The sequence below is a fragment of the Okeania sp. SIO2B3 genome, from assembly GCF_010672525.1.
Lineage (GTDB): Bacteria > Cyanobacteriota > Cyanobacteriia > Cyanobacteriales > Microcoleaceae > Okeania.
The window spans coordinates 23379-36708 of sequence record NZ_JAAHGH010000079.1; the positions used below are offsets into that span (position 1 = coordinate 23379).

Annotated in this window: 9 protein-coding genes and 2 pseudogenes; 3 read left to right on the forward strand and 8 right to left on the reverse strand. The window is 37.5% G+C overall.

Annotated elements, in window-relative coordinates; translation table 11 throughout:
* Positions 1 to 526 precede the first annotated feature (526 nt).
* Positions 527 to 2536: an FAD-dependent oxidoreductase gene (locus tag F6K15_RS29100; RefSeq protein WP_293067896.1), complete on the forward strand. Its 2010-nt coding sequence runs from the start codon at positions 527 to 529 to the stop codon at positions 2534 to 2536.
* Positions 2537 to 2896: 360 nt separating this feature from the next.
* On the opposite strand, the gene F6K15_RS29105 is transcribed toward F6K15_RS29100, so the two are convergent.
* The 3 genes from F6K15_RS29105 to phnD form a co-directional block, all read right to left on the reverse strand.
* The gene (locus tag F6K15_RS29105) at positions 2897 to 3109 is read right to left on the reverse strand and encodes a hypothetical protein (RefSeq protein WP_293067898.1); all 213 of its coding nucleotides are present in this window, start codon (positions 3107 to 3109) and stop codon (positions 2897 to 2899) included.
* 363 nt (positions 3110 to 3472) lie between these two features.
* On the reverse strand, positions 3473 to 5416 hold the full coding sequence (locus F6K15_RS29110) for an ATP-binding protein (protein ID WP_293067900.1): 1944 nt from the start codon (positions 5414 to 5416) through the stop codon (positions 3473 to 3475).
* A gap of 479 nt (positions 5417 to 5895) precedes the next feature.
* A complete protein-coding gene (phnD, locus tag F6K15_RS29115) occupies positions 5896 to 6795 on the reverse strand; it encodes a phosphate/phosphite/phosphonate ABC transporter substrate-binding protein (RefSeq protein WP_293067902.1) in 900 nt (299 codons plus the stop codon).
* A gap of 523 nt (positions 6796 to 7318) precedes the next feature.
* Between phnD and F6K15_RS29120 the strand changes: the two genes are divergently transcribed.
* Positions 7319 to 9802: a 5'-nucleotidase C-terminal domain-containing protein gene (locus F6K15_RS29120; protein WP_293067904.1), complete on the forward strand. Its 2484-nt coding sequence runs from the start codon at positions 7319 to 7321 to the stop codon at positions 9800 to 9802.
* A gap of 481 nt (positions 9803 to 10283) precedes the next feature.
* On the opposite strand, the gene arsC (F6K15_RS29125) is transcribed toward F6K15_RS29120, so the two are convergent.
* The 5 genes and pseudogenes from arsC (F6K15_RS29125) to F6K15_RS29145 all read right to left on the reverse strand — a co-directional run.
* Positions 10284 to 10679, reverse strand: a complete 396-nt coding sequence (gene arsC / locus F6K15_RS29125) for an arsenate reductase, glutathione/glutaredoxin type (RefSeq protein ID WP_293067906.1) — start codon at positions 10677 to 10679, stop codon at positions 10284 to 10286.
* 49 nt (positions 10680 to 10728) lie between these two features.
* A complete protein-coding gene (gene arsC / locus F6K15_RS29130) occupies positions 10729 to 11223 on the reverse strand; it encodes an arsenate reductase, glutathione/glutaredoxin type (RefSeq protein ID WP_293067908.1) in 495 nt (164 codons plus the stop codon).
* A 49-nt stretch (positions 11224 to 11272) separates the two neighbouring features.
* A complete protein-coding gene (locus F6K15_RS29135) occupies positions 11273 to 11695 on the reverse strand; it encodes an ArsI/CadI family heavy metal resistance metalloenzyme (protein WP_293067910.1) in 423 nt (140 codons plus the stop codon).
* Positions 11696 to 11722: 27 nt separating this feature from the next.
* A pseudogene (locus F6K15_RS29140) lies at positions 11723 to 11926 on the reverse strand (arsenic resistance protein); the annotation flags it as partial.
* Between the two features lie 382 nt (positions 11927 to 12308).
* Positions 12309 to 13040 (reverse strand): annotated as a pseudogene (locus F6K15_RS29145) (CHAT domain-containing protein); the annotation flags it as partial.
* Between the two features lie 86 nt (positions 13041 to 13126).
* Here F6K15_RS29145 and F6K15_RS38700 point away from each other — a divergent pair.
* On the forward strand, positions 13127 to 13330 hold a 204-nt coding region (locus F6K15_RS38700), incomplete at its 3' end, for a transposase (RefSeq protein WP_363268940.1).

The window sequence follows — 13330 nt, forward strand, 5'->3', positions numbered from 1 at the left end:
GGGCTAGGGGGGCTTGCATCATACTCAGAATCAGCAACGCCATATATTCTGATGCACCGCTATTATACTGAGTCTAGTAGCAAAGGTTTTGGTAGTTCCTACTGCCGTTCGCGTAGCACCCCCTAGGGAATCACTTAGAGCGCTGGCATCGGATTTTCGGGACATTAATTTTTTATTTTCCTACCTTACATACTTTTTTTTGGCCACCTTTAGCTTTTTTTGACAAACAGTCCCTTACCCTGATAAAACGAGAACTCTATTATTTTTGAGATATACCGTATTTATAATATATTCCAAAAACAAAAATCGTCAACTATCGACTAATTATTCAATTGGCCATACAAATTTATTACAGCGCTACCCGCTAGGGAATAGGGAATAGGGAACAGGGAACAGCAAACTGTAAAAGGGTTTTAGGATTGAAAAAAGTCCGCGCCCAATTCTTGTAGTGCTATAGAGTCTCAATCAAGTTTGTTCAAATTAATCTAAAATTTGAGTATTTGATTACTAACAGTTAACTGAAATTATGCTCAAAAAAACCAAACCAATAATCAGCCTAATTCTCAGCTTATTTTCCCTATCTCCTACTATTGCACCCGCGTTAGCAGCGCCACCCCGCACCCCAGACCAAGAAGAAACCTGCGAAATACTCATCATCGGCGGCGGTTTGTCAGGAGCAGCAACTGCCTACGAATCATTATTAGCAGGACGCACCGTTTGTGTCACTGAAATTACCGACTGGGTAGGTGGTCAAATTTCTTCCCAAGGTACATCCGCTCTCGACGAACGCGGTACTCAACGCAGTCTCCTCTTTTATCCCCGTGGTTACTTAGAATTACGGGAACGCATCGAGGAAAAATACGGTAGATTAAATCCCGGTCGTTGTTGGGTAAGCGTCTCCTGTTTTATGCCTTACGATGGTCACGGTATTCTATTTCAGATGTTGCAGGATGCAGCCAAAAAAGGAGGAGGAACGTTCAAATGGTTTCCCAATACTGTTGTGAAAGAGTTAGATATTTCCAATAATCAAATCAATAGAGCGATCGCTATCCAACACCAACCAGCAGCAGGCACCCCACCCATCAACACTGAACCCCTATCTCAAATCATCGAAGATGCTTACCGTTACCAAAACTCAGCGCGTTTCGACAAAACCATAATTCAGTTTGTACCCCAACCTTCCCCAGAAAAAACAGGTGGTGCTGACTGGTATGTTGTCGAAGCAACCGAAACCGGAGAAATTATTGCTCTGGCAGATGTTCCCTATCGTCTCGGTATCGACCCCCAAAGCTATCTTGACCCCTCATCTCCCGTTGACACTAGAGACTCCTATTGCACTCAAGGTTTTACCTACACCTTCGCTATGGAAGCAACCGAAACACCTCAAACCCATGTCGAACCGACCTTTTATTCTCAGTATGCTCCCTACTATAGTTATGAATTATCAAGATTAGCTAGTTTCCCTCTAGTTTTCACCTATCGTCAAATTTGGTCAGTGAAACCAGACGCACCGCAACCAGGAGACTATAAAAAACGAACAATTTTTCCCGGCGATATTTCCATGCAAAATTGGACTTGGGGTAATGACTACCGTCCTGGAAACCGTGAAGATAATTTGATTTACAGTCGAAACCAACTGCAAGCTACAGGTCAACTGCGACCGGGTGGTTGGATGGGTGGTTTGCGTGCGGAAACTCTCCGTCGGGGTGAGGAAAATGCTCTCGGTTATTTCCATTGGTTAGTTGAGGGAACTACTGACTCTCAGTTGGGAGCGGGGGTAAAGGAAAAACATCCCAATAATCGTTTTTTGAGTGGGTTTGATGCACCGATGGGAACAGCTCACGGGTTGTCAAAATATCCTTATATGCGAGAGGGGCGACGTATTATTGGTCGTCGGGGAAAGACTCATCCAGGAGGTTTTACCGTTGCAGAAGTTGATATTGCTAAAAAGAATTTTCGGGATAATTTTTATCTGCAAAATTTAGCACCGGATACATTACATTATTTGTGGGGAGCTGTTTCTGCTTTTGTACCTCCAGATGCACAAATTAACTCAATGCAAGAAATGCCTCAACGTGCTCGGGCGACTGTTTTTCCTGATAGTGTGGGTATTGGTCATTATGCAATTGATTTTCATCCTTGCATGACTAAAAGTCCCGCAGAAGCACCTGGTAATTCTGAACGAGCAGGTATTAGGAGAGGTCAAGGTTCTGCTTATCCTTTTCAAATTCCTTTACGGGCAATGATCCCTCAAAAAATTGATAATTTGTTGGTAGCGGGAAAAACTATTGCTACAAGTTATATTGCTGCTGCTGCTTATCGGGTTCATTCTTTTGAATGGTCTGCTGGTGCTGCTGCTGGTACAACAATTGATTTTGCTTTGGAAAGGGGTATTTTTCCTTATGAATTGATTGATGATATGCCTTCTAAGGAATGGGAATTGGAGGTTTTACAAGGTCGTTTACAGGAAAATGGTAATCCGACTGCTTTTCCTGACACTTCGATTTTTAATAATACTTGGGATGAATGGAAATAGTATTCTTGCTTAGTTGAGATGAATGAAGTGCAGGTGTTTTTCTTGGGCAATTTCTTGTTACTATTTATTCATCTATAGAACAAAACTGGATATAGTGTTTTTGATGTTGGTGAGGTCAATTAACTAATATTAAAAGCACTACCAGACAAGAAAAAAAATTGAAACATTAGTGATTATTGCTATGTTGATTTGAGTATAAAAATAGAGTTTTTATACTTCTAGATTTATCTTTCGGTCATTAATTTTAAGAATCAAAAAAAATATTCGACAATATTTATAATGATTCAGGAGCCAGTTTTAATATGTTTAAACTAACCTCACATAATTATATTTATGTATATGAGAAAAAATGAATATAGATTATACTTCTTCAGCAACTGTTGCTGTCATATCCTGATTCAGATTAGAGGTTTTAAGTAGAGAAACTAAACTAGGAGCAGATATATGACAAACAGATAAATTGTAGTTGTGCCCATATCTAGGCTTTCTAATTGCAACTGATAATGTCTGGCTACAAGTTCTATCGATCGTCACTTGCTTAAATTTATAATTTTTGCACTTAGTTTGTAACATTTGCCCTGTCCTAGAAAAAATCATTTTTGTTTGCTGTCAGTATATTTGAGTATTCTATAAATTAATATAGAACCTACATAAACATTCACAATCTATCGCCAAGTTTTATACAAATATAATTGCCAAATTAATGAATATTTACTAATTAAATCAAATCCGTTTAATTGTACATAGATCCAATTTAGACTGATATAGAATAGTAAACATTTCAGAGTTTAGTATCCTCTACTAACTACTAAATTGAAGTGAGTTTGTTTAAATAGATTTGATATTATGTATAACCTTAACATATCTTAGTTAAATTTTCAATAATTTAAGGTTAAGCTTCAGTAAAAAGATATATTGATGATAACAAATAAGTATTTATACTGGTTTTGAAGACAGAATTAATGTCTCCTTACTCCTTCTTAGATCGGACATTTTAGCAGGCAAAGTAATAGTAAATTCTGTTCCTTGGTCAGAATTAGAAATAACTTCAATTTGACCACAATGCTGTTGAACAATTTGATAACAATTTGTTAATCCTAAACCTGTACCTTGACCAACAGGTTTTGTAGTAAAAAATGGGTCAAATAATTTTTTTATAATCTTTTGTGGTATGACCGGACCGTTATTCCAAAAACTGACTCTAACTCGATCGCTCTCTATTTTTTCAGTCTGAATTTTTAGAGTAGGAATAAAATCTAGTTGATTATATTGCAGTTGAGATAATGATTGATTGATGGCATCAATAGCATTAAAAAGAATATCTAAAAATACTTGATTTATTTTGGCTGGATAACATTCAACTAAAGATAATTCTCCATAGCTTTTAATTACTTTTATGTGCTGAATTTTATTGTTTAAAATTACAAGAGTATTTTCAATACCTTCTTGGAGATTAACAAATTTAATTTCTGACTCATCAAGGCGAGAGAAGTTTCTTAAAGATTGAACAATATGCTTAATTCTTTCTGCCCCAGTTTTCATTGAAGATAAAACTTTTAAAAAATCTTCAGCTAAAAAATCTAGGTCAATTTCCTCAATATAATCTTGAATTTCTGGTTTTGGCTGAGGATAGTGCTGCTGATATAAATCTATTAACTGTAATAAATCAAGAACATATTTTTTAGCATACTCAGTATTACCATAAATGAAGCTAACTGGATTATTAATTTCATGGGCAACTCCACCTACCATTTTTCCTAAACTAGACATTTTTTCTGTTTGAACAAGTTGAGATTGAGCTTGTTTAAGTTGTTGAAGTGCTTTAGTCAGTTCAATAGTACGTTCTTCCACACGATTTTCTAGAGTTTTGTGAGACATTTCTAGCTGATGAGTGTATTCTCCTACCCATAAAATAAGTTGATTTAAAGAAGTAGCTAATAATCCAACTTCATCTTTTGTATTTACAGTAGCTTGTAATTGAAAATTAGATTTTTTTGTTACTTGTTGAGCAACTTCAGCGAGTTGTTTTAGAGGATTAGCAATTAAACGACTTATATAAATAGCTAAAAATGTCGCTATTCCTAGAGAAGTTAGAATACTAATAATAATAATAATTTTTTGTAGCTGAGTTACCGCTTTTAAAGCAGCATGAGCTTCATAATCTTGAGCTTCTGCTACTTTCACAATAGCAATTAACTCTTGTGAGAGGCGATCGAATTTTAGGTCTATTTGAGTAGCTTGATTTTCACTCAATGAAATAATAATAATCTGCTGTGCTTGTAGGATTTCCTCTTGCTTTAAATTAGGAATATCTATTTGCTGCCAGAGATTATTGATATAATTAACATACGAATTTGTTGCTGTTTTATATGACTTTAATAGTTGCCTATATTCCTTGGTGTCTATAGCTATATCATGAGGATGGTTATCTATAAAAATAGCAAGTTCTTCTAAATTTTCTCTAACTTTATTCACATATCCTAGAAATTTTGCTTTTTCAAAATCGAACCAAATTTTTTTAGCTAATGCCGGAACTAAATTTTGCGGATGAGACCGCATCCCTAAAATAGCTTTTTCCAAATTATTCAGAATTTTACTTTGCCTATCTACAACATATAGTTTTTGTAGCATCCGTTTTTCATATTCTTCTGCAATAACTAACCCTAAAGTAATTCCAATTACAGCAACGCTTATTGCTATAGCATAGCTATAACCAAATTTTTTAGCAATACTCAAACGCTTGAATAAATTAGCTATCCTAACTAATTTATTTTTTATCTTAAATTTAATCAAAAATTTGAACATACTATTTTGATTTTTATGTGGCATAGAAGAAGGAACTTCTATATATTGGAAATTTTCAGTTTTTTCAGATTGCATAAATATTATTTTAGCCATTCTTCTGCACAGTCAATAAATCATTAAAAAATCAGGACTCTTACAGCGTCTTATCTGCAAAGGTAGCGCATTGATTTTCTTGATATTTGGCGACTTATTCCACTTAAAAAAAAGTCAATCGTCAGATAGTGTTTATCAAGTAAAGATTAAGACTGCTAAAGTGCTTAATTTTTGGTATGTTCGGTGGGTTATAGCGGACAGTTAAGAGTTTAGTGAGTAAGCATAAATATTGCTGCCTAACCCACCCTACGCATTAAAATAATATTTTAAGAGCTGCTGTTACTAGAATTCATCAATCATAAATACATTGCCTATCTATTTTTTGATGTCTTTTCTCAGCTTAAATATTTAATTATTTCTAATTCAATATACCCATTAATTACCTATTAATTAGCATATATTGAGTTTTGTCTAAAAATCCCTGAATCAAAAACTTTTTTCCCTTCTGCCTTCTGCCTTCTTCAAGGTGCTATTAAATCACCCTCTCCAATCACTTGATAAACATCACGAATAATATCATAATTAGCGTCATTCGCAGCAACTAAACTAGAACCCTGATACTTTTTTGTAGATTCTCCCTCTACTAAAGCTGCAATTAATTTATCTTGACTATTAACAATCAGATTTTGATATTCTTGAATCAGTTGAGAATTCAGGTTGCTACTAGCAATGATTACATCACTGGGTAGCAGAGCAGTTTTAGCTATTATAGGAAAGTCCTTTTCTGATGCACCCGTTGTTTGCAGTAGATACTGATAGTCTATAGCAGATCCTCCCCAGGCATCAACTTTTCCTTGTTTAAAATTTTCCAGACTGCCCTCATCTCCCAACATCAGGGTTTTGAGATCGGACTTAGGATCTAATCCTGCCTCCATCAGCAATTTTGTCGGTCCAAGATGACCACTTGTAGAACCAATATCTGACAATGCTAAAGTTTTACCTTGCAGTTGGGCAACAGATTTAATTGGACTACCAGCAGGAACGGCAATTACAGCACGATAATTAGGGCGAGTCACTCCAATTAGAGGTATGGCATTTGTCCGAGCATTAATTACAACATATTCTGAAGGCCCAGCAAGTAACAAATCTACTTGATTCAACTGTAAAGCAGCGGCGGCCATGGCAAAACTTTCAACTGGAAAAAACTCAATTTTTGTTGCCAATACTTTTTCTAGAGCAGCACGAAACGGTTCATAATCACGTCGTAGTTTCTCCTCATTAACAACATCTGTTACTGCAAATCGTAGTTTTTCTGGTATTTGTGAGTTATTAGTATTATTTTTTGTAGCAGTACAACTTGTAATAAAGAGTAGGATATAGCCGATAAAATCACGTCGTTTCATATCTTTTTTACCAAGCATAATTAGAGTAATTATTGACCAAAAATTAAGGTCTCAAGGCTCCCCTTTTAAGGTAAGTATTTCCTGCGGACTGCTGCGCAAACAGCTATTAGCGGTCAGCTTTCAGCTTTTTAATGACATTAAATCCGTTAGGAGCAGTATAAATAAAGTATAGAATAAGGGTTGAGATTAGATGTCCTACTATACTGACATTTGTCTCCCATAAATCTGGTTTCTTATAACACTCCGAAGTAAGCGGAAAAGCTTTAATCATGCAACCAAAAACAATAGCCGTTAATCTAGTTCCTCCGCAGGAAATGCTTACCTTTTAAGGGGATAAAAAAATCAACTTCAGTAGGAGATACTGATAACTGATAACTGATAACTGAAATGAGCCTACTTAAAAATATTAACATTTTCATAAAAGTGTGTGTTTTTTTGCTTAAACTATACTTAATCTAATGGCAAACTTTTGTTAAAGCTTACTTAATTTTATGGGGGTATGATTACCAAGAAAAATCATTAAATTTAATTAGAAAGCTATATGGAACCAATTCAACTGCAAATTCTTCATGCTGCCGATCAAGAAGCAGGTATTCCGGCGATCGAAGATGCTGTTAATTTTTCCGCAGTTATTAATGCTCTAGAAGATGATTTTGCAAATACCTTAAAATTATCTTCTGGAGACATTTATATTCCCGGACCTTTTTTCAATGCTAGTGACGGAATTTATGGCGAACCAGGCATTGGTGATATTTTAATTAACAATGCTCTGGGGTTTCAAGCAGTTGCTGTTGGAAACCATGAATTAGACTTGGGAACAGGAACGTTTGGTAATCTCATTGCACCTAACTCCGAAATCACCGGGCCCGGAATTGATGCCGGAGGTTATCAAGGTACTCAGTTCCCCTATCTCAGCACCAATATTGATTTTACTACTGATGATAATCTTGCTGGTTTTGTTGTGCCAGATGGTGGAACACCCCAACCTAATACAATTTCCGGGAGCGTTATCATTGAAGTAGGTGGGGAAGAAATAGGAATAGTCGGTGCAACTACTCCTGCCTTACCTGTCATTTCTTCCCCTGGCGATCTTGTTGTTTTCCCCTCAGACAGTGACGATATCGCAGCTTTGGCTGACATTATTCAAGAAACAGTAGATGAATTAACCGCCACAGGTATTAATAAAGTTATTCTGCTCACCCATATGCAGCAGATTAGTATTGAAGAAGAATTAGCAGAACTGCTGACAGATGTCGATATCATTATGGCTGGTGGCTCCAACACTCTCCTCGCCACAGAAGATGACATCCTACGAGATGGAGATACTCGCGACGGTTCCTATCCTCTTGAATTTACTTCTCCTAGCAATGAACCTGTATTAGTCATCAACACCGACGGCAATTATAGATATGTCGGTCGCCTCATTGCTGACTTTGACGCAAACGGTATTATTACAAGGTTTGACGATGAGTTAAGTGGTGTTTATGCCACTGATGATGAGGGAGTTGACCGAGTTTACGAAGAAGATGTCGATCCTGAAGATGTAGCTGACCCCACAATAGTAGCTGTTACTAATGCTATTAATGACAACATTTCTGCTAGAGATGGCAATATTTTGGGTTCCACAGAAGTATTCCTCAACGGTACGAGAGGAGATGTCCGTACCCAAGAAACTAATCTGGGAAATTTGACAGCGGATGCAAATTTATTTATTGCCAAAGAATATGACCCGAATGTCGTAGTTTCTATTAAACATAGTGGCGGTATCCGCGACAATATCGGTCAGTCGTTTATTCCTCCTGGCGGTACTTCCGATGATTTGGTGCAGTTGCCTCCTGCTGAAAACCCTTTTGCAGGTAAAGAAGAGGGGCAAATTTCTCAGTTAGATATTGAGAATACCCTCCGCTTCAATAACGACCTCAGTTTACTAACAGTTACCGCAGAAGAACTCAAACAAATTATCGAGCATGGTGTTGCAGCAACTACAGACGATGCAACTCCCGGTCAATTCCCGCAGGTGGGTGGCCTTACTTTCAGTTTTGATGCTACTCAACAAGCAATTGAATTTGATGATACAGGCGTTGTGACAGATGGAGAGCGGGTCAGAAGTCTGGCTATTGTTGATGAGAATGGAGCGATCGATGATGTAGTAGTGGAGAATGGTTCCTTAGTAGGAGACCCAGACCGTGAAATTCGGCTAGTGACTCTCGGTTTCATCGCAGATGGTGGCGATAGCTATCCTTTCCCACTACTGGGAGAAGACAGAGTTGACTTGCAAGATGAAAGCTTGCCATCAGAAGCAACTAATAACGTCAACTTTACTAATAATGGTACTGAGCAAGATGCCTTAGCTGAGTACCTCACAGTTAATTTCCCGGCTAATGGCAACCCTAGTTTCAGCGATGCAGATACACCTCCAGAGGAAGACGAGCGCATTCGGAGAGTATTATTTGTGAAAGGAACTAACGATGATGATACTCTCGTTGGTGGCGAAACTGATGATACTGTTATTGGTGGTCGGGGTAATAACTTCCTTTATGGTAAAGATGGTGATGATGTTTTAGAGGGTCGTCGTGGTTTTGACCGCTTGTTTGGTGGTAGTGGTGACGATACTCTCAATGGGGGTCAAGGTCGCGATCGCCTCAATAGTGGTCCGGGAGATGATGTTATGACTGGTGGTGCGAGTATTGACCGCTTTATCTTTAATACAACTCAAGCTTATGACCAAGATGATTTTGGAGAAGATAGAATTACTGATTTTGATATAGAGCAAGATATCATTCTCATCAACAGGACAACTTTCACTGCTATTGAGAGTGGGGATAGTTTTGAGGATGTATTTGCCACTGTTACCAGTGATAATGATGCTGCGACAGAGGATGCTGTCATTGTATACAATACAGATAATGGTAATTTATTCTATAACCAAAATGGTAGTGATACTGGTTTAGGTAGTGGAGGTCTATTTGTCACATTAGACAATGCACCTGTAGTTGATGCTGACAATTTCTCATTTGTTGGATAGTTAGTACAGATATTAAGAGGATATCTGAAAAGTTGTTTAATACTGAATTTTGCCCCCCGAGCAAACCAATTCTGGGGGGAACAAAAATCCATTAGCTGGTAAAAGTCCCCCAAAATTGGGGGATGCGCGGGGGCGCGTGATGTAGCAAATGAGACTTCTCAGACAACCTCTAAGTCCTGACTTATACCAATTCCCACTCCCTTGCTTAACAAAATGTAGAAAAGTTTTTGAGAAATGGTATTAACTACTCAATTTATCAATTAAGTTGTTTAATACTGAATTTTGCCCCCCTAGCCCCCCAATTCTGGGGGTAACAAGAATCCATTAGCTGGTAAAAGTCCCCCAAAATTGGGGGATGCGCGGGGGCGCGTGATGTAGCAAATGAGACTTCTCAGACAACCTCTAAGTCCTGACTTATACCAATTCCCACTCCCCCACTCCCTTGCTCAACAAAATGTAGAAAAGTTTTTGAGAAATGGTATTAACTACTCAATTTATCAATTAAGTTTCCCACTCTTTCCTGAATATCGTCTCTGACCTGCGGAAAAATTTCTGGTTTTTCTGCCGGGTCTTCTAGTTGCCAATCTTCAAATACTTCTTGTGTCAACCATTCTGGTGGTAAATTGATACCACACCCACATAATGAAATCACCACATCAAAGTCTTGTGGTTGAAAATCACTTAATGCTTTAGAAGTTTGGTCGCTGATATCAATACCAATGTCTGACATTGCCTGAATAGCATAGGGGTTAACCTGACTACCTTCCAAACCAGAACTGGTAACGGAAATTTTATCCTTGCCTAGTCTTTTCGCAAATGCTTCTGCCATCTGGGAACGGGCAGAATTTTTCTTGCACACAAACATTACTCGTTTCATCAAAATAACTCCTGATTTTTTCCTGTAATATATTTAAACTAAATTTGGTTTACTGATACTGTATGAAAAGTTTGATTCTGACTTCTTTCATCTTTATTGATTGGCATTCCCATACGACGCTCCCGATCTGCGGAGAGCGCGGGTATAAATGCCAACATTTAGATAAACACTCTATCTGATGTTTCACTTGTTCCCTTGCTTGGCGAAAGACATCAATAGAATTTCCATCTGGATCGGGTATTTCCCATTCTTGAAATTCTTCTACCATGAGCCATTTTTCCGGTAACATAGAACCACAACCACACATAGAGGCAACAACATCAAAGTTTTCAGGGTTGAAATTGTCTATTACCTTAGAAACCTGCTGACTAAGATTAATTCCTACTTCAGACATAACTTTAATAGTCAGTGGATTAACTGAACTCTTTTCTAACCCTGCACTCACAAATATAAATTTTTCATCTGGAGCTAAAGAGTGAGCAAATGCTTCTGCCATTTGGGAACGGGCAGAATTTTTCTTGCACACAAACATTACCTGTTTCATCTTCTTGTTTAAGCAGAATTTGATTTTACCAACAACAAAGAAGTAAATTTTACTGAGTTTGGCCAGAAGTCGCAACTATATTTTTCTCTGGTGCCGTATCTGCCACTTTGACTACAAAAACCTCCCAGCGGTTACCATCAGGGTCTGTTACCCAAACTTTATCTTGAAGTGCATAACAGCAGTCTGTCTCATGTTCCTCAAATAATGATAGTCCGGCCACTTTAAATCTTTCAATGGCTGTTGCCACTTCCTGGGAACTGCTAACTTGTATTCCTAAGTGGGATAAATTCCCACCTGGTTCTACATTTTCTTCTAAATTAAGGGTAAGATTTAGAGGTGGGTTAGCAATATCAAATTTTGCGTAATCTGGCTTATATTTAACTGGTGCTACTCCAAATAAAGCTTGGTAAAATTCTACAGACTTTTCTAAGTTGGTTGCGATTAAAGCAATGTGAGTTTTAAGAGTGGACATAATTTTTTCCCTATCTAAAAATTATTCAGGTTTGGGAGCGCGAGCTGCATTTCTGGTTTGGGTAAAGTCTATTTTTACGATGATGGGATACATCATAAAAAATAAACAGATGGTAATGGGTATGGATACTTGATAAATACTCATGGCATCTAATGTACTGGCAACATTAGGAAATATTTTCCCTAGCGCAATACCTATGACAATGCACAAAGCTACCCAAATATCTATTATCTATTATCAACTATTGAAAGTTTGTTTATCCTGTCATTAAAAAAAGTTGATGTTGTTAGATAATTTAAATATAACAAAAAAAATTGATATGTCAAGCAGTGAATGAAATATATAAACGAAGGCAGAAGGCAGAGGGCAGAAGGCAGAAGGAAGAAAGCAAAGTTTGAAGTGAAGAAGTTTTTATAACTAGGGTTTGCTGAAAAAGTCTGATGGTGATGGTAGGCAACAGGGAACAGCTCCGGAAGGCAACAGTTTAGATATCTGCTACGGCCAAATTTTCGGCATTGTCAGGGGAAAAGTATTACCATTAGGCCTAAAGCCCAACTACGAACGTTATTCCTTCTTCCTTTTTCCCTCTTCCTTCTTCCTTCCTTCTGCTATATTACCAAGGACTACCAACCATGGTAAAACCTGCCCAATAATAAGGATGGGAAAAATTTTGATTTTTCTGATGTGCCAACTCTGGAGGCAAAGACACCTCCCCACGACTACCAGACCCCCTCAAAATCCCATCTTTGATCGCAACTTTTCCTTTCAACATTGCCAACTGGGTTTGTCGCAACACTTCTGCCTTAATATTGGTATTACCCAAATGAGAATAAAATTCTGTCATTAAACCTAATGTTCCCTCATCGCTAACCAACCATAAACTTGCCAATACTGACTTAACTCCTGTTGCCACTGCAAAACCAGCAAAACCTAATTCTGCTTCTTTATTTCCTACTGCGGTTTGACAAGCGGACAATACTAATAATTCTACTGGTGGCTGACTCCAACCTAACTTTCTGACTTGATTTAATCGCAATTTTTCATCCCACAACTGAATATATGAATTACTTATATTTCCACTATTAAATTGAGCATGAGTAGCCAAATGAATAATCGGATAAGGATAATTTTGACGTTGATTAATTAAGTTTTTTAGAGTAAATTCTTCATTGAGAAACATATTACCCTGCCATAAATTTTGAGAAATAGTTTCTAACTCTACAGGTACAGCAGATAAGGGCGCTTGCTCTGTAAATTCACTGGCTCCCATAGCTAATAAAGTAGTATTATGAACAGAGTTATAATGACTATCCATTAAACTGATACTGGGAATACTACTAAGAGCTGATTCATTAAGAAAATCTAAAGAAAGCTACATAAGAGTGAAACATAGTTTTATGATCAATGAGATTCTGGATATAATTGTGACTAATGAGCCGTATACCTGCGATACGGCTAAAGCCACGCTCCGCGAACGCTAACCCTCAACGTAAGCCATACCCAAGTGATCTGAGTGATTTAGAGTGGGAAATACTCAAGCCTTTGCTACCTAAACCAAAAGGGTTTGGTCATCCCATTGAAGTGGATTTAAGAGAGATTATCAACGGCGTATTTTATGTACAACGGACTGGATGT

Coding starts and splice junctions, on each gene's coding strand:
- F6K15_RS29105 (WP_293067898.1), bottom strand. CDS start 3,109: ATGTTACAAACTAAGTGCAAAAATTATAAATTTAAGCAAGTGACGATC.
- F6K15_RS29100 (WP_293067896.1), top strand. CDS start 527: ATGCTCAAAAAAACCAAACCAATAATCAGCCTAATTCTCAGCTTATTT.
- arsC (WP_293067906.1), bottom strand. CDS start 10,679: ATGAAACGAGTAATGTTTGTGTGCAAGAAAAATTCTGCCCGTTCCCAG.
- F6K15_RS29135 (WP_293067910.1), bottom strand. CDS start 11,695: ATGTCCACTCTTAAAACTCACATTGCTTTAATCGCAACCAACTTAGAA.
- F6K15_RS29120 (WP_293067904.1), top strand. CDS start 7,319: ATGGAACCAATTCAACTGCAAATTCTTCATGCTGCCGATCAAGAAGCA.
- arsC (WP_293067908.1), bottom strand. CDS start 11,223: ATGAAACAGGTAATGTTTGTGTGCAAGAAAAATTCTGCCCGTTCCCAA.
- F6K15_RS29110 (WP_293067900.1), bottom strand. CDS start 5,416: ATGCAATCTGAAAAAACTGAAAATTTCCAATATATAGAAGTTCCTTCT.
- phnD (WP_293067902.1), bottom strand. CDS start 6,795: ATGCTTGGTAAAAAAGATATGAAACGACGTGATTTTATCGGCTATATC.